The organism is Cognatishimia sp. MH4019 (assembly GCF_020177595.1).
GTDB lineage: Bacteria > Pseudomonadota > Alphaproteobacteria > Rhodobacterales > Rhodobacteraceae > JAHTBL01.
This window is the reverse complement of record NZ_JAHTBL010000007.1, coordinates 111,579-135,615: the sequence shown is the minus strand read 5'-3', so window position 1 is coordinate 135,615 and position 24,037 is coordinate 111,579. Positions and strand designations below refer to the sequence as shown.

The window sequence follows — 24,037 nt, the reverse complement described above, 5'->3', positions numbered from 1 at the left end:
CGCTCGATAACTCTAAATATCCGAGCGCCCACCACCGGTTTAAGCGGCCCGCGCTCGCGCTATCTAGGGAGAAATCGGATTATCAATTCTCATTTTGGTTGAGGACGAGAGGCAAACTAACTTTAAGACAGGTCCGCCGTCTCAACCCTTGCGTGTGATTTGCAAAATGCAACGATCCACATTTGGTTTACCCTGCGTAAGCTTAACGTAAACATCGTCTGGCGCCCTCAGAGCGCTGGTTTCGACAGAATCGCCGCGTTAAACAGCATTCACGACATGCCGCGACAGGGGACCTATTAGATGAAAGCCTTTCACATCACCGAACAAGGGGCGTCTCCTGCGTTGATGGACCTGCCGAAGCCAGAGCCTGCGCAAGGACAAGTTCGTCTGCGCATCGCCGCCTGCGGTCTGAACTTCGCGGATCTCTTGATGATCAAAGGCCAGTATCAGGACACGCCCGAGCCGCCCTTTACCCTCGGCATGGAGGTTGCAGGCACCGTCGATGCCATCGGTGCCGATGTCACGGACTGGCAACTTGGCGACCGTGTGGCGGTTTTTGGCGGTCAAGGCGGGCTGGCTGAATACGCCTGTTATGATGCGGATCGCTGCATGGCCTTGCCCGAGACGATGGATTTTACCACTGCGGCGGGCTTCCAGATCGCCTATGGCACCAGCCATCTGGCACTGACCCACAGCGCGCGGTTGCGCCCCGGCGAGACGCTTTTGGTGCTGGGGGCCGCAGGCGGCGTCGGCCTGACCGCGGTCGAGATCGGTAAGGCGATGGGTGCAACCGTCATTGCCGTCGCACGCGGCACCGACAAGCTGGAGGCGGCTCGCGCTGCCGGGGCGGATCACCTGTTTGACAGCGACACTACCGACCTGCGTGCAGAGGTCAAAGCGCTTGGCGGGGCAGATGTGGTTTACGATCCGGTTGGCGGCGATCTTTTTACCGCGGCCCTGCGCAGCACCAATCGCGGCGCGCGCGTGTTGGTCATCGGCTTTGCCAGTGGGGATATCCCGCCCATCCCGGCCAACATCCTTCTGGTCAAGAATATCTCGGTCATTGGGTTCTATTGGGGCGGCTATCTGAGCCTTGATCCACAAGCGATGATCGGCTCTATGCAAGAGCTGATGCGCTGGCATGGCGAGGGCAAGTTGCACCCCCATATCAGCCACACCCTGCCCTTGGAGCAAGCGGACGAGGCTTTGGAGTTACTCCGCGCGCGCAAATCGACCGGCAAGGTCGTCGTGACGATCTGAGGCAAAGCTTTGCGGGGCAGACGCGCGCCAGATCAATCCATACGCCCGGGGGCGGTAGCCTCACCGCCTAAATCAATGCCCTAAAACGTCTTCCATGCCTGCTCGATCAGCCCGGTCAACTCCGTAATGACCTCCGACTTATCGGGATTGCGGGCATACATATTCACTTTCGTCGTGCGCAGCTCCGGCAAAGCCCCCCCATGGGCGATCCGCTCGGCATAGTCAGGCTCGCTGCCCTCAATCATCACATGAACAGCCAGATCGGCGCTGACGGAGGCATCAATCGTGCGCGAGCTATTGGATTCCACCCCCATCTCCCAAGGGATACCCGCCGCATCCAGCGCCTCGATCGCACCTTTGCGGAAAATGCAGTTCTTCTCGAACGCCAACCGCAAAGGGCGTTGCCGCCACGCCTGCCCGCCGGGCGCGCCCAGCCAGATCAGGGGCTTTTCGCACAGGATCTTGCCACCGGGGTCGCAATGATCCTCGGTCGTCAGGATCACATCGACCTCGCCGCGATCAAACTGACCTTTCAGCGCCCGCGTAAAAGACGACAAAAGCTGCACGCGAATGCGCGGATACATCTCGTGCAACCGCCGCAATACCTGCGGGATCGCGGGATAGACAATGTCATGGGGGACACCCAGCGTGATCTCCCCTTCAAACTCTTGCGCGGTCAGACGGCTGAGCGCTTCATCATTCAGCGATAGCATCTTGCGGGCATAGCCCAGCAACTGCTCCCCTGAGGCGGTCAGCGATACTGTGCGGTGGGCGCGTTCAAAAAGGCTGAGATCAAGCGCCTCTTCCAATCGTTTGAGCTGCATCGACACCGCCGATTGCGTCAGGTTCAAAAGCCCTGCCGCCCGGGTCACCCCGCCTGCATCCGCCACGGCCACGAAAGACCGCAGGGCCGTCATATCCATATTTCGGGCCATATCACATTCCTTGATGGATTAATTCATAAACATTCGTTTTTCATATGAACCACATTGCCCCATATAGATCAACAAGATTGATACACACCCGCAAACACATCACGCATTCCGAAAGGACCCGATATGACCACGTACACGATCCACCGCACAACCTCTGCCCGCGCCACCGGCTTGTTTGACCGCATTGCAAACGCCTTCAGCCTTTACCGTCAGCGCCGCCAGCTGGCTGATCTGGACGCCCACATGCGCGCCGATCTGGGCCTGACCGAAGCCGATATCCTGCGCGAAACGAACCGCTCGATCTGGGACGCACCGCAGAGCTGGCGTGCCTGAGCCAAAAAACAGACTGTTTTAGTCATAAATCCGGACTGAAACGCTTGAAATGGCAGGCGTCTCTGCCAATATTTGACCCAAGACCGTTGCTGGCACCCGCCCGCGACGCAAACAGGGACCAACTGGAGACGTCAAACATGGCACAATATGAGACGATCCGGAGCACGGCAGGCGTCCGTACAGCCGAGATCGACGAGGGCCTCAAAGCCCATATGAACAAAGTCTACGGCACGATGTCCGTCGGCATGCTGATTACAGCATTGGCCGCTTGGGCAATCGCTGGCCTTGCGACAACAACTGACCCGGCACAAGCCGCGGTGCAGATGCAAAACGGCACATTGCTGACCGGTCTGGGCGCGGCGCTTTATACATCGCCCCTGCGCTGGGTCATCATGTTCGCCCCGTTGCTGATGATTTTTGGCTTCGGTGCCGTCATGCAGCGCGCCTCTGCCGCAGCGACACAGCTGTTCTTCTTCCTGTTCGCCACGCTGATCGGTGTGTCGCTCAGCTCGATTTTCATTGTCTTCACGTCCTTCTCGATCGTGCAGACCTTCCTCGTGACCGCGATTGCCTTCGCGGGTCTCAGCCTCTGGGGTTATACCACGAAGAAAGATATCTCGGGCTGGGGATCGTTTCTGATCATGGGTGTGATCGGCCTTCTGGTCGCGATGATCATCAACATTTTCCTGCAGTCGCCTGCCATGATGTTTGCGATCTCGGGCATCGGTGTTCTGATCTTCGCAGCGCTCACCGCCTATGACACGCAGAACATCAAGAACCAGTATTTGGCGCATGCCCATATGGGCGATGCCGAGTGGCTTGAGAAATCCGCCATCCACGGCGCGCTCAACCTCTATCTGGACTTCCTGAACATGTTCCAGTTCCTGCTGATGTTTATGGGTCAGCAAGAATAGCGGACACCGCAACCGAACACAGAAAAGGGCCGGTCACTGCGACCGGCCCTTTTTTCATCTGCGCGTGTCAAAGACCCTATTCCGGCCAAAGCATCGTGTCCGGATGAAATTGCGACCAGGCAAACCAGAACGCCTGATGGCTGCCCAGATCGGTCCCATCCGCATCCACCGCGCGAATACCGCCGGCATCCAACTGCAACTGCACATTCTCCACCCGGATCGACGCGCCCTGCTGCAAGGCGACCATCGCGGCACTGCGCTGGAACGCCACCGGCGTGCCAGAGGCGGTCACAACCCCGATCACATCCTCATGCACGGGCAAACGCGGGTCCACATCCCCCACCGGGAAGATCGGACCACCCGCATCGCGCCCGTTTCGGAAGTCGAAATCCCGCCCCAAGGCCAGCTCTTCGGCCAGAACGGTGGTATCCGGACGCGCCTCTTTCCACGCGCCCCATTCCGAGGTCACGACACTGGCCTGCTCCAGCTGCACGCCTTTCGCGGCCAATTGCCCCGTCACTGCCTTCCCCAGAAACGTGTCAAACACCGAATAGGTGTTCACATCATACATCACCTTGTTGGAGCGGATCAGCAGCCCCGAGGTGCGAAATACCGGACGCTCCACGCCCGCAGGCAACTCATCGGTGAAATACGCCTGCGCAGCCCCACATAGCGTGCAGTAAGGAATGCCCAAATCACGCCCGCCCAACGTGTCATTGATCATCTCGCGCACTTCCATGATCTGACGCGGATAGGCGCGGGCCTCGCCGTTGATCTCAATGCCAAAGACGATGTCATCATCGTCCAGCCAAGTGGCCTCCGCTGCTGACGTCACTTCCGGATTGTCCGCCGCCGGGATGCAGTTGCACCGCTCATCCGTGGTGTCATAGGCGCGATCATCAATCAGCACCCCGCCCCACGAGACCATGCGCCAATCAATATCGCCTTCAACAAAGATACGTTCCCAACCGGGAATGAGGTTGGTGAAAATCGCGCGCTTGACCTCCAGATAATCGGGCGGCGCGGGGATATCCCACGCAATCAGATGATCGGTCACAACACCCCACGCATTGCGCGGCGCGATCTCTTTGCCCAGCAAGCTGGACGCCGCCTCTGCCAGCGCGGCCGTCAACTCCGGCCCGTTGGAAAAGCGCATCAGATCGCTGATGATCCAGGCCAGCCTTGGATCGCCCGAGGCCGCCACCTCGGACAATGCCGTTCTCTGATCGCGGCCCCATGTCGACTGGGTCACACTATCGACAAATGCCATCTTCACCGCCGTCTGCAAGCCAGGCGACAGCGACCCCGAAGGCACCACAGGCGGCGCTCCAAACTCCGCAATCACATATTCAGGCAGCGCCGCAGTCTCTTGCGCCCAAAGATCTCCCGCACTGAAAACCGATAAAACCGCCACAAGGGCAACAGGTTTGGCAAATGTCGTGACACGAGGCCTCATGTAGATGTCCTTCAAAATTTACAAAAGATCATCCACAGCCTCACCGCAAAGCCGCCCCCAACCCAATCACGTCTCATCAGGCCTGCGTGAACGCCTCCTTCTTTTGTCCCCAAATACCTCGGGAGCGCGAGGGCAGCGCCCTCGCATCGGGCGATTTGCGCGCAAGCGCAAAGCGCAACCCGCCTCTCAGAGCGCGCGCTCCATCCGCACAGCCGGGAAGACCACCCCTGTGCCAAGCGTAACCTCCATCGGTCCCAAAACCTCAAAGCCCACAGCCTTGTAGAACGGCACGGCCGTGCGCGTTGCCCAGCATTCCAGCGTGACAAGGCCATTGGCGCGCGCAACAGCAAAACTGTGCTGCATCAGCGCCCGGCCAATCCCCTGCCGCAAGGCCAGCGGATCCGTCACCACATGGCGGATATCTCCGCGCGTCTCACGCCCTTTACGCGTCCAGCCGCCTGCCCCAAGAAGCTGTCCATTATCACCCTCGGCCACATAATACGTCCCGCACGCCATCAGCGACGGGCGCGCCTTGATCATGCCCGGCAAAGCCAACACAAGCGTGGAGGGCGGATAATCCGCTTTCAGCAGCTTGGGATAGCTGCGTCTCAGCAACCGGTCGACCGCCCCCAGATCGCCGGGCGTCGCGGTGCGGATGCGAAAGCCCGCACGGGTGTCGTCTTGATGCATCACGTTCTCCTGAAACGAAAAAGGCCACGCATCTGCGTGGCCCTTCAAAACTTGTCTGATCAAAGACGGCTTATTTGATTTTGCCTTCTTTGTATTCGACATGCTTGCGAACCACAGGATCATATTTCCGTACCACCATCTTTTCAGTCATGGTGCGTGCGTTTTTCTTCGTCACGTAGAAATGGCCCGTGCCCGCGGTCGAGTTCAGACGGATCTTGATCGTGGTCGGCTTCGCCATGGGTCGTGTCTCCTGATCGCGAGAGCACCCCCTCGCGTGTAAACCTAGAAGCCCGCCTTTTAAGGATCACCCGCCCCCTGTCAACCGGATTCGCGGCGTCAAAGCACGCGGGGCTGAAAATATGCACGGACGGCCTGTAAGCCGGATTCTGTTCCGGGCGTTGCCGCCCTTCGATGACCATTCCTCTAAACGCAAGGTTACCCCTGCGCCTCTAGCTGCCAACCCGGACCTCTGGGCTGAAACGTCCCTGCCGCACGCGGCGCGAGGTCCCTATTCGGCGTTGCTCCCGGTGGGGCTTGCCATGCCGGTCCGGTTGCCCGTCCCGCGGTGGTCTCTTACTCCACCGTTTCACCCTTACCCTGCATGCAGGGCGGTCTGTTCTCTGTGGCGCTCTCCGTCAGGTTGCCCTGCCCGGGCGTTACCCGGCACCGTCGTTCCAAGGAGTCCGGACTTTCCTCGACGCTTGCGCGCCGCGGCCATCCAGCCATCCGTGCGAGAGGTGGCTTACGCCCCGCGCCCCCTCGCGTCAATCTGTAGAGCAAGACGCACTCAAACCGGATACAACGTGTAGCTTGGTGCTGATCAAGCGTCGGCATGACGTCGGAGCTTTGCAAATACTCACATATGGAGACCAAAGTCAGTCTATATCCCGGACTGCAACAAATGCGGCTGTGGGGGACAAACCGGACTTGTGCAACTGCGGCTATTGCTGGCGCAGCATTTGTTGACGCGTATAGATACTTATTTACGTCATCATACTGAGTTTCATCAAAGCGGTCATTGAAGCCAGCAAAGGTGCGACAGAAACGGACAAGGCTTTCAGCAAATATCTAGGTGAGTTCCACCATAAAGCTTCGTCACGATGCCGGGCCCACAAACGACACAATAAAAACTCTCAGGTCTTCAATCTTACAGCTCCGCCATCGCCGCCAGAGTGTGCTCCAGACCCAAACGGATATGTGTTTCCAAGGCCGCTTTGGCTTTCGCGGTATCGCGGGCCAGTGCTGCATCGAACATTGTCTTATGTTCGAGCACGGCGTCGGCACCGCGATAAGTCAGAACAAGCATTTGATAGCGCAGGTATTTGTCGAAGATTGTACCGTGCAGCGATAACAGGTTCTGCGAATTGCAGGCCTGAATGAGCGCTTGATGGAATTCCCAATCATAGCGCTTCCAAAGCTCTTTTTGCGTGACGTCGCCGTCCAGCATCCTTTGTTCGATCAGGTGCAGCTTGTGATGGGCCGCGACAAGGTTTCCTTCCCAATCCGCATCCCCGCATGCGATCGACGTTTCAAGCGCCGAGCATTCCAGCAAAATGCGCAACTCGGCGATCTCTGTCAGGTCTTCGGCGGATACGGGGCGCACGAAAAATCCGCGCTGTTCGGCAGCTTGCACAAACCCTTCGCTGGCCAAACGGTTCAGCGTTTCGCGTAACGTTGACACGCTGGCGGCATACCTGTCGCGCAGGCCGTCGAGCTTCAGCTTGGCGCCGGGGGCCAGCTCGCCAAAGATGATGTCGTGCTTGATGCGTTCATATGTGCTTGACCCGACGGTGGGTGCGGATTGTGACATGACAGACCTTATGGTTTCGAATGCGTCGGTGAATAACACGATCATCCGATATTTCTCAATGCAAGATAAAATCAGCTGTTATTAAAAATATCATATATTATTGCGAATCTAATTCCGTCTGCTAACGTGCCCCCGAGAAAAGGGGATGAAAGCCACATGGCGCAACCAAGAAAATTAGCGGTCGTTGGGGCTGGTCTGGTCGGACAGCGCCACATTGCGGCGATCGGTCAAGTGCCGGGCGTCGAACTGGTCGCGGTCGTGGAGCCTGGGCCGAGTGAACAAACCGTTCCCGTTTATCCTGATCTGAACGCGCTATTTGCCGCAACGGATGTCGATGGCGTCATTCTTTCAACACCGACCCTTTTGCACGTGCACGGCGGCATGGAATGCGTGGAGCGTGGCATCCCCGTTCTGATTGAAAAGCCGCTGGCGGCCTCGGCCGATGATGCGGAAGGGTTGGTGCGCGCCGCCGCCGTCAAGGGTGTGCCGATCCTTGTGGGGCATCACCGCAGGCACAATCCGATCATCCAGAAAACCGCCGAGCTCATCAAAGACGGCGCAATTGGCCAAGTGCGTGCCGCGCAGGTGACCTGCTGGTTCTACAAGCCAGATGATTACTTTGACGTCGCCCCGTGGCGTAAGAAGGCGGGCGCTGGCCCGATTTCTGTCAACCTCGTGCATGACGTCGACTTGATGCGCCACTTCTTAGGTGAGGTCGTTACGGTGCAGGCGCAGATAGCGCGCTCCATGCGCGGATTTGAAAACGAAGACCTCGCTGCTGCCGTTTTGCGTTTTGAAAGCGGGGCCGTTTGTACGATCACCGTGTCGGATAGCGTGGTGTCGCCGTGGAGCTGGGAGCTGACATCGCGCGAATACCCGATTTATCCGGCCACGAACGAATCCTGTTACCTGATTGGCGGCTCTGAGGGCGCGCTCAGCATCCCTGATATGCGGCTTTGGCAGCATGAAGGGGGCACAAGCTGGTGGAACCCGATCAAGGCGACGGCGATGCCCGTCAGCTCGTCTGATCCGCTCATCAATCAGATTGCACATTTTGAAGACGTGATCCGTGGCCGCGCTAACCCCTTGGTTACAGGGGAAGAAGGTCTCAAGACACTGCGCGTTGTCGAAGCGATCCAGATCGCCGCGCAAACGCAAACCACCATTCACCTTGGCGACCTAGCCGCAAAATCGGCAACGGCGGGTGGATAAAATATCTGATATTTCTTAAAATGTATTGCGAAATGAAGAAAACACGGCATTAATCTGCCGCATAACCTGCCCGAACGGGCATTCAATCGTCTGGGAGGACACTATGAAACTTACAATGACCCGCCGTTTTGCGATGGCCGCCATGGTTGCAGCTGGCACAATTGCCACCGCTCCTGCATTTGCCGATGGACACGCTATTCAATTGCGCATGTCCACATCCGGCTCCGAAACGGATGCACGTTCCGTCGCCCTCGCCGAAGTGTTCGGCCCCGCCGTCGCTGGCTTTGCATCCTACGAGCCATCCTATAACGCGACATTGTTCGACCAGGGCACCGAGTTGGACGCGATCAGCCGTGGCAACCTTGAAATGTCGATCACTTCGGCACAGGAACTGGCACAGTTCTTCCCCGAGTTCTCAATCTTCGCCACAGGCTACGTGCATCAGGACGCCGCCCATCAGGTGCGCGTGTTCAACGATCCGCTGATGGCGCCGTTCCTTGCGACGGTCGAAGAAGAGCTTGGCGTGAAACTGTTGTCCGTCATGTATCTGGGCCGTCGTCACGTGAACCTGCGCCAAACACGCGAAGAACTCGACGTGCAGACACCAGCTGATCTTGCTGGCGTGAACCTGCGGATGCCGGGCACGGATGCGTGGCAGTTTCTTGGTGCCGCTTTGGGTGCAGCACCGACACCCATGGCCTTCACAGAGGTTTACACCGGCCTGTCCACCGGCGCGATTGACGGTCAGGACAATCCGCTGCCGACAGTTGTGGACCGCAAGTTCTACGAGGTGACCAACCAGATTGCTCTGACGTCGCACCTTGTTGACCTGAACTACATCGCAATCTCTGCCGAGACGTTCAATTCCATGACGCCCGAGCAGCAGTTGACCGTTCAGAAAGCCGCTGACGCAGCAGCCTCTGTTGGTCGTTTGCGTCAGCTGGAAATGGAAAACAACCTGGCTGCTTTCCTCGAAGAGAACGGTGTGGAAGTCTATACACCTGACGTCGCAGCGTTCCGCGAGCACGTGCAGGCGCAGTATGTGGACTCCGAGTTTGCCGCGAGCTGGCCCGAAGGTGTTCTGGACGCGATCAACGCGCTCGGTAACTAAGACTAGATAGGGAGATCCACCATGAAGCGTGTTTTCAAGTGGGTCTCCCGTATCTCTGACGCAATCGCGGCCACGTTGTTGGCCGTGATTTTCTTTACCTTTCTGCTGCAGATCGGGTCGCGCTATACGCCGCGCATCATCCGCAGCCTCGGTCTTGAAGAGACCTTGCCGACCCTCGCCGCAGTGCAACCCCTGGGCTGGACGCTTGAGCTCATCGCGATCCTCTGGGTCTGGGTGATCTTTTTCAGCTGCGCATTCGTGGTGCGCGAATGGGATCATGTGAAATTCGACATTATTTATCTGGCTGTGTCGCGGCGGATGCGCACGATCTTCGCAGTGATCTCGGCCGTCGCGATTGTGGCGGGCATGCTTTATGCGCTGCTGCCGACGCTGGACTACATCGACTGGATGAAAATCCGCAAAACATCCACCGTACGCAATCCGTTCACGGGCGGCAAAATCCCCATGCGCACGATCTTCAGCGTCTACGGCGCGTTCATGATCGTGGTGGCCGCGCGATACGCGTGGCTCGCGGTTGATACGTTCCGCAACGGCCCGCCCAAGACCGAACTTGAGATCGTTCTTGAGGCAGAAGCCGCAGCAGAGGAGGCCAAGTCATGAGCTTTGAGCTCGTCTCCCTCCTCGTCACCTTGTTTGTACTGGCAGGCATAGGCACGCCCATTGGCTATGCGATCTTGCTGGCTTCGGTCGTCTATCTCGGCATTTCGGGATTGGACGTGGCGCTGGCGGGGGAGAAAATCCTTCAAGGATTTTACGGCAGTGCGATATTGCTGGCGGTGCCGCTGTTTATCGTGGCCGCCAACATCATGAACGCGGGGTCCATTACGGACCGATTGCTGAACTTCTGCGTGGCCGTGGTGGGCCGTTTCAAGGGTGGCATGGGACACGTCAATGTCGTTGCTTCGCTGATCTTCTCTGGCATGTCCGGTTCCGCCGTAGCGGACGCGGCGGGCATCGGCAAAATCATCATCTCGATGATGACCCGCAGCGGCAAATACAGCCGTGGATATGCCGCCGCGATCACCGCCGCGTCAGCAACCATCGGCCCGATTATTCCGCCGTCTATCCCGATGGTTCTCTATGCGCTGGTATCCAATGCCTCGATCGGGGCGTTATTTTTGGCAGGTATCCTACCGGGCCTGATCATGGGCGTCGTGTTGATGGGGATGAACGGCTACCTCGCCCACAAACGCGGGTTTGAGGTCGAAGAGGCCGTGCCCTTCAAGGAACTGCCCAAAGTCACCGCCAATGCGTTTCCCGCGCTACTGATGCCCGTCATCCTTCTTTATGGCATCTATGGCGGGGTCACGACGCCAACCGAAGCCGCGGCAGTGGCTGCATTCTACGCCCTGATGCTGGCCGCGCTATTCTATCGGTCTTTGTCGTTCAAAGCGCTTTACAACGTATTCGTTGACTCAGCCCGCTCGTCCGCAGCAGTCGGCATCGTCATCGGCGGGGCGTTCATCCTCAACTACATCGTCATTACCGAACAGATCCCGCAGAGCATTTCCGGCGCTTTGGAAGGGGCAGACATAAGCCCGTTGATGTTCCTGATCATGGTCAATGTGTTAATCCTGCTTTTGGGCTGTGTGCTGGATGCAACTACGATCATCTTGGTGATTGTGCCGCTGTTCATCCCGACCTGCGAAGCCTTGGGCATCGATCTGGTCCACTTTGGCGTCTTGGTCGTGGTGAATTCGATGATTGGTCTGATCACGCCGCCCTACGGCATCCTGTTGTTCGTCATAAACGCGGTCACTGACATTCCCTTGCGCGAGATCATCTCGGAAGTCTGGGCTTTCCTTGCTGTCCTGGTTGCCGCGCTGATCGTGATGATGCTCTCGCCTGATCTTGTGCTCTGGCTGCCACGTTTGCTTGGATATCAGGGCTGATGTTGACGATCCCGCTGAGCACCGCGCCCGGCGATCTGGCCGCGAAACTGGCGGCCATTGCTACAGTCGGGTTTGAGGCAATTGATCTCAGCCTGACGGACGTTGCCCAGTTTGATGGATCGCTTGACGAGCTGGCAAAGCGCATTGCGGATGCGGGGCTTAAGATCGCGTCTCTGGGGCCGCTCGACGCTGGCGCCTCGTCTGCCTTGATTGAGGCCAAGGCCGCTGTGGCCCGAGGCTTAGGCGTCGACCTTTTGATCCTCGCTGTTGACGGGGATGTCCCGACAGCACTGCCGAACATCAACGGCGTGCGTCTGGCGCTGCGACCAACGCGAACGGCTGAGGGCGCCGTGATCGCCTTTGTCAAAGACCAAGACGATCCCGATATTGGCCTTGCGCTGAATGCGTTTGATATCTTGGGCGACGGATCGCGACCAGCCCGTCTGCGTGATCTGGATGGGACATCGGTGTTCCATGTCACCCTATGTGACGGCCCGACCTCGCCCGTCTTGCCGGGCCAAGGGACATTGAATCTTGGTGGATTTGCCCGTGTGCTGGCGCGGATTGGGTATGATGGCCCGTGGTCGGTCAGTGCGGCTTCGGGTCCCGTCCGCGTGCCGGATGCCTACCGCGCGCTTGTCACGGTCCTGTCTGACGCGGCAGGCACTGAACCGCTTTTGCGTAGCACCACGCCCGAACTCCCCGCGAAAGTCCCCGCGGGTGGGGTTGAATTTATTGAGTTTGCCGTTGATGAAACGGGTGCTGTCCAGCTTGAGGCCGTGCTGAGCTCAATGGCGTTCCGGCGTGAGCGTAGTCACCGTACCAAAGACGTGGCGCTTTGGCGTCAGGGGGCGGTGAATATCGTCATCAATCAGGACCGACAGGGCCACGCGGCGCGTACCCTTGCTCAACACGGGCCTTGCGTGTGCGACATGGGGCTGCGGGTTCAAGATGCGTCCGAGACTGTTGCGCGCGCGACGGCGCTCGGCAGTCAGGATTTTTCGCAAGCAGTTGGCCTTGGTGAACTCGATATCCCAGCAATTCGGGGCGTGGGGGGCAGCCTGCTGCATTTCATTGACCAGCATTCTGATCTGCACCGCGTTTGGGACATAGAATTTGAACCCGTCGCACGCACGCACGCGACGCCACCCGCTGGATTGCGCAGGGTCGACCACGTTGCCCAGACGATGCGCTTTGAGGAGATGCAAAGCTGGCTGCTGTACTATTTGACCACATTCGAGATGACGAAGTCAGCCATTGTGAACGTCGCGGACCCGTCCGGCATCGTGCGCTCTCAGGCGATCGAAACCCCCGAAGGCGAGGTGCGGTTGAACCTGAACGGGGCCGCCGATGCTGACACGCTGGCAGGGTCTTTCGTGGCGGGTCGTCTTGGTGCGGGGGTTCAGCACATCGCGTTCCAGACCGATGATATCTTCGAGACTTCGGCACAGCTTAAGGCCTCAGGCTTTGTCCGCCTGAGCATTCCGCAAAACTACTTCAGCGACACGCAGGCGGCGTTTGGCTTGGACGACGCCATTACGGATGATCTGCGCCGTCACAACATCCTTTATGACGAAGACGAACACGGGTCCTATTTCCAGCTGTATGGCCAGACGATCTTTGACGGGTTCTTCTTCGAGATCGTTCAGCGCAAAGGCCGCTACGCAGGCTACGGCGCACGCAATGCACCGATCCGGCTGGCCGCACAAACACGAACCCTCAAAGGTGCCGCATGAGCGCAGACGCAGAGGCCATCCGCAACTGGTGGCGCACGTCGATTATCGACATGGAGCCGGGCAAAATCGCCTTTCGCGGTCACCCGATCGAGGATTTGATCGGCAACGTATCCTTCACACAGATGATCTGGCTCATGACGGTCGGGCGGCTTGCCTCGGCTGAGGAAGCGGCCTTACTTGAGGCCGCCTTGGTTGCGGGTGTCGATCACGGGCCCCAAGCGCCGTCTATCGCTGCGGCACGCATGACCGCGACCTGCGGTGTCGGCTTAAACAACGCGATGGCCAATGGCGTGAACATGCTGGGTGATGTGCATGGTGGCGCGGGCGAGCAATGCGCAGAGCTGTACTACGATATCAATGGGCGCATGGACGCGGGTGCCAAGTTGGAGGACGCAGTACAAAGCGGACTGGACGATTGGCGCGCGCAGAACGGCAAGATCGTCAGCGGGTTCGGTCACAGGTTCCACAAACCTGTCGATCCGCGTGCTCCGCGCTTGATGGCATTAGTCCGCGCGGCGGCCAATGCGGGCACAGTGTCGGGGCGGTATGCGGACATCGGCGAGGCCGTGCAGGCCAACCTAAGCGCGCGAAAACCCCTCGCGATGAACATCGACGGGGCCACGGCGGTGATTTTCTGTGAACTTGGCTTCCCAGCACCGCTGTCGCGCGGGTTGTTTTGCCTGTCCCGATCCGTGGGCATTCTGTCCCACGCGTGGGAGCAAATGCAGCAGGGTGGGCGCAACAAAGGCCCGATGCCACCTGCGTATCTACCAAAATATGATAAAGTATAAAATCTCATAGATTTTGGATGATCTATTATGATACTGCTTGACGCAGATATCATGAGGTGATTCCAAAATGCCGGACGAGACAGGTGAACCGCTTTACTCCCTCGCGCATCTGACCCTCATCAATGCGACAGCGCCCGAGTTGATCTACATCGCCGCGCGCGCGGGCTATGACGCCGTGTCGCCGCGTTTCATCCAGATGAACGTGCCGGGCGAATTCCGCGAAAGCCCCATGGACAAAGCCATGGTCGCGGCCACCAAAACTGCCCTTCAAACGACAGGTCTTAAGGTGCTCGACGTTGAGCTCGCGCGCATTACTGAGGATTGCGATCCGCGCAGCTTTGAGCCCGCCTGTGAGCTGGGTGGTGAACTCGGCGCCAGCCGCATGATCATGTCCGCGTGGACGCCCACCCGCGATGATCGCAATTTCATCGTCGATTGCTACGCCGAAACTTGCGAGATTGCGGCTCCCTACGGGCTGTCCGTCGACCTTGAATTCCCCAGCTTCAGCCGTCTGCGCACCTTGGACGAGGCTTTGGACATCGTGCGTGCCGCAGATCAGCCCAACGGCGGTATTCTGGTCGATACGCTCTACATGCATCTCAGCCGTGTGGACCTTGCAGAACTTCTGCACATCCCCGGTGATCTGTTGAATTTCCTGCACATCTCTGACGCATTGCCCGGCATCGCCGACACCCGCGAAGGCATGATCCAACTGGCCCGCGATGCGCGTCTTTACCCCGGCGAAGGCTGTATCGATTTTGCAGGCATCATCGAGCGGATGCCCCCCGTCGATTACTCCGTTGAGTTGCCCAACCAATCCCGCGTGACGGAACTCGGCTTTGAAGAACACGCGCGGCGTTGTTTGCAGCACGCCAAACGCACCTTTGGCGACGTGAGATCGCAACGCCGGACCCACCCCATTCCCACACAAGAAAGCATGACAGATGGCCAAAGAGCTTACTGAACAAGACCGCGCATTGGCGGCAGACATGATCGCCCGCGCCCGCGCAGCGATGGCAGAGATCGAGGATTGGAGCCAAGCTGATCTGGATCGGTTGTCCCAAGCGATTGCGTGGTATGCAGGAAACGAAAAGACGTTTACCCGCCTCGCAGAACAGGGCGTAGATGAAAGCGGCATTGGGGATCGCGAAGGCCGCCCCGCCAAGCGGTTCAAAATCCAGATGGTGCTGCGGGATGTATTGCGCACGCCGTCCACGGGCGTGGTGGAGGTGGACGAAGAAAAGGGGCTGGTGAAATACGCCAAACCCGCCGGTGTTATCGCGTCCCTGATCCCGATGACAAACCCCGCGATGACGCCGCCGGTGACAGGCGTGTCATCGGCCAATGCGCGCAATGCGGTGATCTTTTCCCCGCACCCGCGCACGGCGGGCACAACGTTTGAGATGACGGAAATGATGCGCAAAGCCTGTGTTGCCGTTGGCGCCCCCGCTGACTTGTTTCAGGCGGTCCGGCATCCGTCCATCCCACTGACGCAGCATCTGATGGAGGAATGTGATCTGACGCTGGCGACAGGCGGCAAGCCGATGGTCAAGGCGGCCTACTCCTCTGGTCGTCCGGCGTATGGCGTTGGAGCGGGAAATTCTTCGATCGTGATCGACGAGACGGCGGATATCGACATCGCCGCCCAGAACACGCGCATTTCCAAAACGTCCGATTTTGGATCCGGCTGTTCTGCAGATGGCAATATCATCATCCAGAGATCGGTCTATGACGACATGGTCAAGGCGCTTGAGGCCGAGGGCGGGTACCTGTGTTCGCCCGAAGAAAAGGCGCTGCTTGAGAAGGCGATGTGGGACGAAAAGGGCAACCGCACTTTCCCGACTATCGCCTGCAAACCCCAGCAGACGGCAGATGTGGCTGGATTCTCGATCCCCGAGGATCGCAAATTCCTGATGGTTGAAAACCAAGGTCAGATCGGGCCCGAGCATAAGTTCAGCAAGGAGAAGCTGACGACTGTTATGGCGCTTTATCACTTTGAGACGTTCGACGACGCTCTTGAGACCGTGCGCCAGATTTATGCGACAGGTGGCATCGGCCATTCCTGCGGGATCTACAGCCACAACGACGATCATATCGACGCACTGGCCCGCGTGGCGCCCGTCAGCCGGATGATGGTGCGCCAGCCGCAATCGAAAGCCAACGCAGGGTCTTGGACCAACGGCATGCCGATGACCAGTTCGCTGGGATGCGGCATCTGGGGCGGCAACATCACAAATGAAAACGTCACCATGAAACACATGATGAATTACACATGGGTCGCCCGACCCATCGCCGAGGATCGCCCCTCTGAGGAAGAGCTTTTCGGTGAATTCTACGGACAGGAGATCGCGTGATGGACGGGACCAAAGTAGACGGCAAAACAGTCGCAGAGCACATCGTAGATTTCCTTGGACGACGCGAAGTTGAGCATGTGTTTGGCTTGTGTGGTCACACTAACATCGCCGTTCTGGCGGCCTTGGCGGAAAGCCCGATTGAGTTCATCACGGTGCGTCATGAACAGATCGCCGGCCATGCGGCGGACGCTTATGCGCGCGTCACGGGCAAGGCCTCTGTTGTTCTGTCGCACCTTTCACCGGGGCTGACGAACTGCGCCACGGGCGTCGCCAATGCCGCACTGGATTGCATCCCGATGGTGGTGATCGCAGGAGACATTCCGACGCATTACTATGGTAAACACCCCCACCAAGAAGTCAATTTGCACGCGGATGCCGCTCAGTGGGAAATCTACCGCCCCTTCGTAAAACGCGCCTGGCGTGTAGATCGCGCAGACCTGATGGCGGAAATTTTGGAAAAGGCATTCCACCTCGCGGAATCCGGCCAACCTGGCCCCGTGCTGGTCAACGTGCCCATGGATATTTTTTCCGAGGTCATCCCCTCCGACACGTTTGATCGCATCGCCTCTAACACCAAACAGCTCGTCAAACCTTCCATGGATGACGAGACAGCCCGCCGGATAGTGAGTGGTCTTGCCGCGGCCAAAGATCCTGTCGCCTATATCGGTGGGGGGATCTTGTTGGCGCAGGCCAGCGGCGAGATGGAAGAGTTTGCCACCCACATGGGCCTGCCGATTGCCCATTCACTAATGGGTAAAGGCGCTGTGCGTGATGATCATCCGCTGGTTATGGGCATGACAGGTTTTTGGGGGACCGAACTGGTGAACCAGACCTGCCTGAACGCTGACGTGGTCTTTGCCGTTGGGACGCGGTTCAAAGAGGCAGATTGTTCAAGCTGGTACCCCGGCTACACCTTCAACATCGGGGCCGAGGAGAATGACACGAAGGTCATCCATATCGACATCGAACCTCAAGAGATCGGACGCAACTATCCGACCGAGATCGGCGTGGTAGCAGATGCGAAGGCGGCGCTGCGTGTCCTGATGCGAGTCGCCAAGGACATGTTCCCAGATGGCTTTGATCGCACCGAAAAGAAGGCCGAAATCGCCGCCTTCCGCGAGGGGTTCAAAGCCTCTAACGTCGAGATGCAAACCTCGACCGCGTTCCCGATGATGCCCGAACGCATTTTGGCAGACACCCGCATTGCCTTGCCCGAGGACGCAATTATCACAACGGACGTGGGTTGGAACAAGAACGGTGTGGGTCAGCAGTTTGATATCCTCACACCGGGCGCGATCCTGACGCCGGGCGGATTTGCGACGATGGGCTTTGGTCCACCTGCGGCCATCGGAGCAAAACTCGCCGCACCCGAACGGGTCGTTCTCAGCTTGGTCGGTGATGGTGGTTTCGGACAGAACCCCTCGATGCTGGCGACGGCTGTCGAGTTGAACCTCGGGATCATCTGGCTGGTCATGAACAACAACGCGTTCGGCACCATCGCTGGCCTGCAAAAGGCACATTACGGGCTGACCTATGGCACAACCTTTCCGGGCAGTGCTGCAGCACCCACAAACGGGCCGGGCTACGCCGAAATCGCGCGCGCCTATGGTGCCGAAGGCATCCATATTTCATCTGCGGATGAATTACTGCCCGCGTTGCGGGCCGCCATTGCCAGCGGCAAACCCACGGTGTTGGATGTGCCTATGATCAACAACCCGACGCCCACGACAGGGCATTGGAATATTCTGGATATCTACAGCCCAGACAAAGACGTGAGCCACGTTTCCACCTGAAGGATCAAAACAATGGAGAACCCCAAAAACCGCTTCAAAGCCGCCATCGCAAATGGCACGCGGCAATTGGGGGTCTGGAACACCATTGGCGGCAACACGATCCCAGAACTGCTGGGCGGGGCGGGCTTTGACTGGGTGCTGGTGGATTGTGAACACGCGGCGATTGAAACGATCGAGGTGCTGCCCGCCCTTCAAGCCATCGGGCAAAACCCAGATACGACCGCTGTGGTGCGGGTTGCGGCTAACGATCCGACCCTGTTCAAGCGCGTGCTTGATATGGGCGCGCAGACTGTGATGGTGCCCTATGTACAGACCGCGCGTGAGGCGGCGGCGGCCGTTCATGCGATGCGCTACGGCCCGCAAGGCATGCGCGGCATGGCGGGCATGACCCGCGCCACACGGTACGGAAAGGTCGATGACTATCATAACGTGGCCGAAGAAGAACTCTGCCTGATTGTTCAGGTCGAAACGCTGACGGGCCTGCAAAATCTCGGTGAAATTGCGGGGACCGACGGCGTGGATGCTGTGTTTATCGGCCCCGCAGACCTCAGCGCGAGCATGGGCCTGCGCGGACAAGTAACCCATCCTGACGTTGTTGCGGCTGTCAGCGATGCCATCAATCGCTTGGTCGAAATGGGCGTGCCGGCGGGGGTCATGGCGCTCGATCCTGATGTCGCAGACCGATACCTCACCCTAGGCGCAACCTTCGTGGCCGTTGCGGTAGATTTGGTGGTTTTGGCAGACGCCGTGCACGGCATTAGAGTCCGTTTTACATGAAAAATTTCTCAATGATCGCGCGCAATCGCAAGTGTCTGACCCAAGGCTGGCGAGCAGCCTGAGCCGCTCACCAACTTATTAAATGTCGACATTTTCCGCGATATTCAAAGCATCTTCAAGTTCAACTCCCAAATACCGAACAGTGCTGTCCACCTTTGTGTGACCGAGAAGCAATTGAACAGCGCGCAGATTTCCTGTTTTTCGGTAGATTTCTGCAGCTTTCGTCCGGCGCATGGAATGCGTGCCATACCCACTTGGATCCAAACCAATCGCTTTGACCCAAGCCCTGACAATGCGTCCATATTGGCGCGTGGAAATGTGCGGCCGGTCGTGAAACCTGCTCGGAAATAGGAAGCGGCACGCGAACATCTCGGGCGATCTGACCCAAGCCAAGACAGTCTCGCGCGTGTTTTCAGTCAGTTCAAATTGAACCGGCTTTTTGGTCTTGCTCTGGATCACCGAAACACGCTCACGAACGCGGTCATCTTTAACCAAATCAGTCACGGCAAGTTTGACCAAATCGCAGCCACGCAATTTGCTGTCGATAGCGACGTTGAAAAGGCTAGGTCCCGCTGATTTCCAACGAGTTCTAACCTCGCTCGGATTGCCCAAACCTGCCTCGGTAACAGCGGCCGTTTCTGACCAATGATCCGCCCTTTGTTCCAGGCTTTACGTTTCGGGGTGGTCGCAAGGAGTTGGACTCTTGGCATGATATGCCCTCCTATCCGCCCTCCGTGCCCTGTCATCAGCACCGCGCTGATAGCAAGAACATAGCATATTCCGAACGACCGCTTTCTTCGCTGGGTTACAGTACTTTGCACGGTTCACTTGCGGCGTTTTTCGTGCTGCGAGCGCACGCAGCAAGACTTTGACACTTCCGCTATGGCCTCACTGCCGACATTCGCTGCAGCTCACGCCTATCTCCGGTCTTTCATCCTAGACCCGCTACGCACACGAAGGTGCAGCGTTGACTGTTACAGCAGCCGCCCGCGCGCAATCCGTGCCTGTCAGCGGCCCGGTGGCGCCTTGGTTGTGGCGCAAACGAAACGCCGCCAAACGTGTCTCGGGATCGCAAGGGGGGTATCCGATGCGATCCAGCGCTGCCGCGAAAGCCTGCGCGTCGACCACATCGCCGACAGCATCGCTGCCCACAGCGAACCCGCCACGCACCAGCCTCGCCCAGTCGAACCGCGGCCCCGGATCCACCTTGCGCCCCGGCGCCATGTCCGAATGGCCAATGACATTGGCCGCCGGAATTGCCCAGCGTGCCATGATCCCCGGCATCAGCCTCTCTAGCGCATCCATCAACGGCGCGGAAAAGGGCGAGAACCCGTCATTATCCAACTCAATCCCGATAGAGCGGGAGTTCACATCCGTGAAATCACGCCACTGCCCCGCCCCCGCATGCCAAGCGCGCGTCTCTTCATTCACAAGTTGGAAAACCGTCCCGTCCCGTCCAATCACATAATGCGCGGAGACCTCGAATTCCGGATCACACAGCCGCGCGCAGGCGGCCTCAGCCGACAGCATCGCGGTATAATGCAGCACAATCATATCCGGTCGCGCGCCATCGCGGCGCGGCCCAAAGTTGGGGGAAGGTCGCTGGATCAGTTGTTGATCGCCCGGCGGAACGGAGCCGGATCCCAGCCGCAGGCAAAGCCATCGCCGTCGGGATCAAGCGCCAAGCGGTCGCGGTTTGGACCGCCCAGACGCAGGAATTCCTCCTGCGCGGCATCGTCACTTTCAAACCCTGCGCAGTTGCGGCGGTTCTTATTGGCCAGATTAAAGCCCACACGGCGCACGATCTGTTCGCCCTTTGCGTGGCGCGTGGACAACGCATATTCGATGATATTCGGACCGCTCGCCTGACGCTCCGGCACGGCCGTAGGCGCGATCACCTGATACTGCGCGGCTTGGCGCGCGCGGCGTTCGGCATCCGATTCAATCGTTTGACGGGCCGAGACGGCGTCGAAATCCTGCTCATCCGAAATGCCAGGATTGTTCACAATCGTCGGCGCGGGGTTTGACGGGCTGGCCTGCACCGGCTCGGTGCTGGAATTGCTCAGCGCGGCGCGCGCACCTGCCGCGATCTGGGCGGCATCATCAGTTTGCGGGGCCGTCGATCCGGCGCGCGGCACAGTCACAGGCTGGGTCGCAAGCGCTTGCTTGGCCGGTGTCGGCCCCCCTGTGGTGGCGGGGGCAGTCGTCGCGCTGGCCGGATCGAGCGTCTGCGCGGTCACGGGAGCGGCTGCTGGCAGGCTGCTGCCTTGCAAAGCGCGGTCACGCTCCAACTGGCGCTGCTGATATTCCGAGTAGCTGCCAAAGCCCACACCAGCCCCGCGATCAGGGTTGCTGTCGGGCACGGCAGGCGCGCAGGCCACAAGCCCGCCAACTGCCAAAAGCGCAATAAATCCACGCATAATCCGTCTCTGCCTCATTCTTTTGAGGCGCAGATTACCACCATTTTTCGGGTTTTGCCACAAAACCTGCTGCACGCTCCAGCGTGTGGGCAAATTGCAGCAACTCGCCTTCCTCGAACGGTTTGCCGATCAGCTGCAAACCCAGCGGAAGCCCTTGTTTATCTAGTCCAGCAGGCACGGAAATGCCCGGAAGACCGGCAAGGTTCACGGTCACCGTGAAGACGTCATTGAGATACATCTGCACCGGATCGGCGTCTTTCATCTCACCCAAACCGAAGGCCGCAGAGGGTGTCGCAGGCGTCAGGATTGCGTCGACACCTTGGGCGAACACATCCTCGAAATCCTTCTTGATGAGCGTCCGCACTTTTCGCGCGCGATTGTAATAGGCGTCATAAAAGCCCGCCGACAGCACATAGGTGCCGACCATGATCCGGCGCTGGACCTCGGGGCCAAACCCCTCGGCGCGGGTTTTCTCATACATCTCCGTGATGCCATCGCCTTGGCTCAACTTGGCGCGGTGCCCGTACCGCACCCCGTCATAGCGGGCCAGGTTCGAGGACGCCTCCGCCGGCGCAATCACGTAATAGGCGGGCAGCGCATATTTCGTGTGCGGCAGGGTGATATCAACGATCTTCGCGCCTGCGTCCTTGAGCATCTCTGTGCCTTGGCTCCACAGAGCCTCAATCTCATCCGGCATCCCGTCCATCCGGTATTCCTTCGGGATACCGATGGTCTTGCCTTTGATATCGCCTTCCAGCGCGGCCTCGAAATCCGGCACGGCCATATCCACGCTGGTGCTGTCTTTCGCATCATGCCCGCACATCGCTTCCAGCATGATCGCCGCATCACGCACGGTCTTGGTCATCGGCCCCGCCTGATCCAGCGAGGACGCAAACGCCACAACGCCCCAGCGCGAACACCGCCCATAGGTCGGCTTGATACCGACGATCCCCGTGAACGCTGCTGGCTGGCGGATCGAGCCACCCGTATCGGTGCCGGTTGCGGCCAAACACAGATCGGCGGCCACAGCCGAGGCAGACCCACCCGAAGACCCACCCGGCGTCAGGTTGCGATCATCGACTTTCCAGGGGTTCACTACGTCGCCATAAACAGACGTCTCATTCGACGAGCCCATCGCGAATTCGTCCATGTTCAGCTTGCCCAGCATGACAGCACCGGCATCCAGCAGGTTCTGCGATACGGTGCTTTCATATTCCGGCTTAAACCCTTCCAGAATCGCCGATCCGGCTTGGCTTGCCACACCCTTGGTGCAGAACAAATCCTTGATCCCAATCGGCAAACCGCACATCGACGGCGCATCGCCCTTGGCCAGCGTCGCATCCGCTGCCTTCGCTTGCTCCAACGCCAGATCAGGCGTGTCATGAACAAACGCATTCAGCGTTTTGCCGCCTTCAACCGCGCTCAGACAGGCCTCTGTCAGCTCGACCGATGTGATCTCTTTTGCGCGCAGCTTGTCGCGCGCATCGGCCAGCGTCAGTTTGTTCAGATCAGACATTATTCCACCACCTTCGGCACCGCGAAAAAGCCTTCCCGCGCATCGGGCGCGTTGCTCAGAACCTTCTCTTGCTGATCGCCATCCATCACCACATCCTCACGCCGCTTCAACCGCTGAGGCGTCACGGAGGTCATCGGTGCCACGCCCTCCACATCCACTTCCTCAAGCTGCTCGATAAAGCCAAGGATCGCGTTGAACTCCTCGGCCAGCGCGGGAAGAGCGTCGTCTTCCACCTTGATGCGGGCCAGCTTGGCCACTTTGGCAGCCGTTGTGATGTCGATGGACATGGGCGTTTCCCTCGTAAGATCGCGCAGGGTTTAGCGCGCCCCGATAGGGTTGCCAAGCACATGCCTGCGGTAAACTTCGATCATCCACGCCAGCATGATCCCGTTGAGGATATGCCACATGAAATGCGTGCCAAACGGGATGCCGTCACATAGCGGATAATCCAGCGTCCGAAAAGTCAACGACACGACCAGTATCGTCGCCCCAATCGCCAACCCCTTGGCCGTCTCAGGCGCACGATCCCGCAACCAAAGCGCATAGAAATAGATCAACAGCGGCACCGGCGCATAGCCCGCCGAGGACCCCAACCCGGGGATCAACGAAAAAGCGGGCACCATCATCCCCGCATAAGGGATGAACAAAGCCACGCCGCCCAATGCACCCCAAAGACCCAGCCCCAGAAACGCCCGATTGGCGACATAGATATAGAGCAAAATGTAGATCAGGATCGGCACCACATCCGCCGTCGCCGCCCAGCTGGTCGCATAGGTGTGGAACAGAAACGATCCAACTCCGATGGCAAACAACACCACGCACAGCGCGCGTGCTAGGGGCAAACCAGCGCTCCGGCGCCACATAAACAGCGCGGCCAGAATAAAGGCCAAATTCGTCACCGCATTGATCGGCTCTGCCCAAAACGACGGGTCCATCCGCTCGCAATAGGCATCAATCTGCTCGCTCCAGTTCATGTTTTGGCTTTCCCTGAATTCCCGCTACCCTGACAGATAACA

Annotated in this window: 23 protein-coding genes, 1 other RNA gene and 1 pseudogene; 13 read left to right on the top strand and 12 right to left on the bottom strand. The window is 58.8% G+C overall.

The annotated features are described in order from the left end of the window. Positions 1-300: 300 nt before the first annotated feature. Positions 301-1,260 carry an NADPH:quinone oxidoreductase family protein gene (locus tag KUW67_RS13415; RefSeq protein ID WP_224825829.1) on the top strand — a complete coding sequence of 320 codons (960 nt, stop codon included), beginning with the start codon at positions 301-303 and terminating at the stop codon, positions 1,258-1,260. 80 nt (positions 1,261-1,340) lie between these two features. Here the strand turns inward: KUW67_RS13415 and KUW67_RS13410 are convergent, their stop codons facing one another. Further along, on the bottom strand, positions 1,341-2,195 hold the full coding sequence (locus KUW67_RS13410) for a LysR family transcriptional regulator (protein WP_224825828.1): 855 nt from the start codon (positions 2,193-2,195) through the stop codon (positions 1,341-1,343). Between the two features lie 123 nt (positions 2,196-2,318). Between KUW67_RS13410 and KUW67_RS13405 the strand changes: the two genes are divergently transcribed. Then, complete coding sequence (locus tag KUW67_RS13405; RefSeq protein ID WP_224825827.1) at positions 2,319-2,528, top strand: DUF1127 domain-containing protein; 210 nt, start codon at positions 2,319-2,321, stop codon at positions 2,526-2,528. Between the two features lie 137 nt (positions 2,529-2,665). Then, entirely contained in the window at positions 2,666-3,442 is a 777-nt protein-coding gene (locus KUW67_RS13400) for a Bax inhibitor-1/YccA family protein (protein WP_224825826.1), read from the top strand. A 76-nt stretch (positions 3,443-3,518) separates the two neighbouring features. On the opposite strand, the gene KUW67_RS13395 is transcribed toward KUW67_RS13400, so the two are convergent. The 5 genes from KUW67_RS13395 to KUW67_RS13375 form a co-directional block, all read right to left on the bottom strand. Beyond that, entirely contained in the window at positions 3,519-4,898 is a 1,380-nt protein-coding gene (locus KUW67_RS13395) for a DUF3179 domain-containing (seleno)protein (protein ID WP_224825825.1), read from the bottom strand. Between the two features lie 186 nt (positions 4,899-5,084). Further along, complete coding sequence (locus KUW67_RS13390; RefSeq protein ID WP_224825824.1) at positions 5,085-5,588, bottom strand: GNAT family N-acetyltransferase; 504 nt, start codon at positions 5,586-5,588, stop codon at positions 5,085-5,087. Positions 5,589-5,658: 70 nt separating this feature from the next. Further along, entirely contained in the window at positions 5,659-5,826 is a 168-nt protein-coding gene (gene rpmG / locus KUW67_RS13385; protein WP_007814563.1) for a 50S ribosomal protein L33, read from the bottom strand. A gap of 121 nt (positions 5,827-5,947) precedes the next feature. Next, an RNA gene (gene rnpB, locus KUW67_RS13380) (RNase P RNA component class A) lies at positions 5,948-6,318 on the bottom strand. A gap of 417 nt (positions 6,319-6,735) precedes the next feature. Beyond that, positions 6,736-7,398 carry a GntR family transcriptional regulator gene (locus KUW67_RS13375; protein WP_224825823.1) on the bottom strand — a complete coding sequence of 221 codons (663 nt, stop codon included), beginning with the start codon at positions 7,396-7,398 and terminating at the stop codon, positions 6,736-6,738. 156 nt (positions 7,399-7,554) lie between these two features. On the opposite strand from KUW67_RS13375, the gene KUW67_RS13370 reads away from it, so the two are divergent. From KUW67_RS13370 to KUW67_RS13325, 10 genes are all read left to right on the top strand, one after another. Continuing rightward, on the top strand, positions 7,555-8,610 hold the full coding sequence (locus KUW67_RS13370; protein WP_224825822.1) for a Gfo/Idh/MocA family protein: 1,056 nt from the start codon (positions 7,555-7,557) through the stop codon (positions 8,608-8,610). 103 nt (positions 8,611-8,713) lie between these two features. Beyond that, positions 8,714-9,721, top strand: a complete 1,008-nt coding sequence (gene dctP / locus KUW67_RS13365; RefSeq protein ID WP_224825821.1) for a TRAP transporter substrate-binding protein DctP — start codon at positions 8,714-8,716, stop codon at positions 9,719-9,721. 21 nt (positions 9,722-9,742) lie between these two features. Then, positions 9,743-10,342, top strand: a complete 600-nt coding sequence (locus KUW67_RS13360) for a TRAP transporter small permease (RefSeq protein ID WP_224825820.1) — start codon at positions 9,743-9,745, stop codon at positions 10,340-10,342. Then, positions 10,339-11,634 carry a TRAP transporter large permease gene (locus tag KUW67_RS13355; RefSeq protein WP_224825819.1) on the top strand — a complete coding sequence of 432 codons (1,296 nt, stop codon included), beginning with the start codon at positions 10,339-10,341 and terminating at the stop codon, positions 11,632-11,634. Before KUW67_RS13360 ends, KUW67_RS13355 begins: the two co-directional genes overlap by 4 nt. Then, complete coding sequence (locus tag KUW67_RS13350; protein WP_224825818.1) at positions 11,634-13,370, top strand: bifunctional sugar phosphate isomerase/epimerase/4-hydroxyphenylpyruvate dioxygenase family protein; 1,737 nt, start codon at positions 11,634-11,636, stop codon at positions 13,368-13,370. Before KUW67_RS13355 ends, KUW67_RS13350 begins: the two co-directional genes overlap by 1 nt. After that, a complete protein-coding gene (locus KUW67_RS13345) occupies positions 13,367-14,161 on the top strand; it encodes a citryl-CoA lyase (protein ID WP_224825817.1) in 795 nt (264 codons plus the stop codon). Before KUW67_RS13350 ends, KUW67_RS13345 begins: the two co-directional genes overlap by 4 nt. Positions 14,162-14,228: 67 nt before the next feature. Then, a complete protein-coding gene (locus KUW67_RS13340) occupies positions 14,229-15,125 on the top strand; it encodes a sugar phosphate isomerase/epimerase (protein ID WP_224825816.1) in 897 nt (298 codons plus the stop codon). Further along, positions 15,106-16,515 carry an aldehyde dehydrogenase family protein gene (locus tag KUW67_RS13335; protein WP_224825815.1) on the top strand — a complete coding sequence of 470 codons (1,410 nt, stop codon included), beginning with the start codon at positions 15,106-15,108 and terminating at the stop codon, positions 16,513-16,515. The genes KUW67_RS13340 and KUW67_RS13335 overlap by 20 nt, the downstream gene beginning before the upstream one ends. Continuing rightward, the gene (locus KUW67_RS13330) at positions 16,515-18,308 is read left to right on the top strand and encodes a thiamine pyrophosphate-binding protein (RefSeq protein WP_224825814.1); all 1,794 of its coding nucleotides are present in this window, start codon (positions 16,515-16,517) and stop codon (positions 18,306-18,308) included. Before KUW67_RS13335 ends, KUW67_RS13330 begins: the two co-directional genes overlap by 1 nt. Positions 18,309-18,320: 12 nt before the next feature. Beyond that, positions 18,321-19,085 carry an HpcH/HpaI aldolase/citrate lyase family protein gene (locus KUW67_RS13325; RefSeq protein ID WP_224825813.1) on the top strand — a complete coding sequence of 255 codons (765 nt, stop codon included), beginning with the start codon at positions 18,321-18,323 and terminating at the stop codon, positions 19,083-19,085. A 78-nt stretch (positions 19,086-19,163) separates the two neighbouring features. Here the strand turns inward: KUW67_RS13325 and KUW67_RS13320 are convergent. The 6 genes and pseudogenes from KUW67_RS13320 to KUW67_RS13295 form a co-directional block, all read right to left on the bottom strand. Then, positions 19,164-19,795: pseudogene (locus KUW67_RS13320) on the bottom strand (tyrosine-type recombinase/integrase). Positions 19,796-20,030: 235 nt separating this feature from the next. Then, the gene (locus KUW67_RS13315) at positions 20,031-20,693 is read right to left on the bottom strand and encodes an N-acetylmuramoyl-L-alanine amidase (RefSeq protein ID WP_370634993.1); all 663 of its coding nucleotides are present in this window, start codon (positions 20,691-20,693) and stop codon (positions 20,031-20,033) included. Next, a complete protein-coding gene (locus KUW67_RS13310) occupies positions 20,693-21,505 on the bottom strand; it encodes a hypothetical protein (RefSeq protein ID WP_224825811.1) in 813 nt (270 codons plus the stop codon). Before KUW67_RS13310 ends, KUW67_RS13315 begins: the two co-directional genes overlap by 1 nt. Before the next feature lie 34 nt (positions 21,506-21,539). Further along, positions 21,540-23,021, bottom strand: coding sequence for an Asp-tRNA(Asn)/Glu-tRNA(Gln) amidotransferase subunit GatA (gene gatA, locus KUW67_RS13305; protein WP_224825810.1), 1,482 nt, complete (start codon positions 23,019-23,021; stop codon positions 21,540-21,542). Beyond that, positions 23,021-23,308, bottom strand: coding sequence for an Asp-tRNA(Asn)/Glu-tRNA(Gln) amidotransferase subunit GatC (gatC, locus tag KUW67_RS13300; protein ID WP_224825809.1), 288 nt, complete (start codon positions 23,306-23,308; stop codon positions 23,021-23,023). The genes gatA and gatC overlap by 1 nt, the downstream gene beginning before the upstream one ends. Before the next feature lie 30 nt (positions 23,309-23,338). After that, complete coding sequence (locus KUW67_RS13295) at positions 23,339-23,995, bottom strand: ceramidase domain-containing protein (protein WP_224825808.1); 657 nt, start codon at positions 23,993-23,995, stop codon at positions 23,339-23,341. Positions 23,996-24,037: the final 42 nt, after the last annotated feature.

Excerpts from the sequence above, each read along its gene's own strand:
- KUW67_RS13415 (WP_224825829.1), top strand. The coding sequence starts at position 301 with ATGAAAGCCTTTCACATCACCGAACAAGGGGCGTCTCCTGCGTTGATG.
- KUW67_RS13410 (WP_224825828.1), bottom strand. The coding sequence starts at position 2,195 with ATGGCCCGAAATATGGATATGACGGCCCTGCGGTCTTTCGTGGCCGTG.
- KUW67_RS13405 (WP_224825827.1), top strand. The coding sequence starts at position 2,319 with ATGACCACGTACACGATCCACCGCACAACCTCTGCCCGCGCCACCGGC.
- KUW67_RS13400 (WP_224825826.1), top strand. The coding sequence starts at position 2,666 with ATGGCACAATATGAGACGATCCGGAGCACGGCAGGCGTCCGTACAGCC.
- KUW67_RS13395 (WP_224825825.1), bottom strand. The coding sequence starts at position 4,898 with ATGAGGCCTCGTGTCACGACATTTGCCAAACCTGTTGCCCTTGTGGCG.
- KUW67_RS13390 (WP_224825824.1), bottom strand. The coding sequence starts at position 5,588 with ATGCATCAAGACGACACCCGTGCGGGCTTTCGCATCCGCACCGCGACG.
- rpmG (WP_007814563.1), bottom strand. The coding sequence starts at position 5,826 with ATGGCGAAGCCGACCACGATCAAGATCCGTCTGAACTCGACCGCGGGC.
- KUW67_RS13375 (WP_224825823.1), bottom strand. The coding sequence starts at position 7,398 with ATGTCACAATCCGCACCCACCGTCGGGTCAAGCACATATGAACGCATC.
- KUW67_RS13370 (WP_224825822.1), top strand. The coding sequence starts at position 7,555 with ATGGCGCAACCAAGAAAATTAGCGGTCGTTGGGGCTGGTCTGGTCGGA.
- dctP (WP_224825821.1), top strand. The coding sequence starts at position 8,714 with ATGAAACTTACAATGACCCGCCGTTTTGCGATGGCCGCCATGGTTGCA.
- KUW67_RS13360 (WP_224825820.1), top strand. The coding sequence starts at position 9,743 with ATGAAGCGTGTTTTCAAGTGGGTCTCCCGTATCTCTGACGCAATCGCG.
- KUW67_RS13355 (WP_224825819.1), top strand. The coding sequence starts at position 10,339 with ATGAGCTTTGAGCTCGTCTCCCTCCTCGTCACCTTGTTTGTACTGGCA.
- KUW67_RS13350 (WP_224825818.1), top strand. The coding sequence starts at position 11,634 with ATGTTGACGATCCCGCTGAGCACCGCGCCCGGCGATCTGGCCGCGAAA.
- KUW67_RS13345 (WP_224825817.1), top strand. The coding sequence starts at position 13,367 with ATGAGCGCAGACGCAGAGGCCATCCGCAACTGGTGGCGCACGTCGATT.
- KUW67_RS13340 (WP_224825816.1), top strand. The coding sequence starts at position 14,229 with ATGCCGGACGAGACAGGTGAACCGCTTTACTCCCTCGCGCATCTGACC.
- KUW67_RS13335 (WP_224825815.1), top strand. The coding sequence starts at position 15,106 with ATGGCCAAAGAGCTTACTGAACAAGACCGCGCATTGGCGGCAGACATG.
- KUW67_RS13330 (WP_224825814.1), top strand. The coding sequence starts at position 16,515 with ATGGACGGGACCAAAGTAGACGGCAAAACAGTCGCAGAGCACATCGTA.
- KUW67_RS13325 (WP_224825813.1), top strand. The coding sequence starts at position 18,321 with ATGGAGAACCCCAAAAACCGCTTCAAAGCCGCCATCGCAAATGGCACG.
- KUW67_RS13310 (WP_224825811.1), bottom strand. The coding sequence starts at position 21,505 with ATGCGTGGATTTATTGCGCTTTTGGCAGTTGGCGGGCTTGTGGCCTGC.
- gatA (WP_224825810.1), bottom strand. The coding sequence starts at position 23,021 with ATGTCTGATCTGAACAAACTGACGCTGGCCGATGCGCGCGACAAGCTG.
- gatC (WP_224825809.1), bottom strand. The coding sequence starts at position 23,308 with ATGTCCATCGACATCACAACGGCTGCCAAAGTGGCCAAGCTGGCCCGC.
- KUW67_RS13295 (WP_224825808.1), bottom strand. The coding sequence starts at position 23,995 with ATGAACTGGAGCGAGCAGATTGATGCCTATTGCGAGCGGATGGACCCG.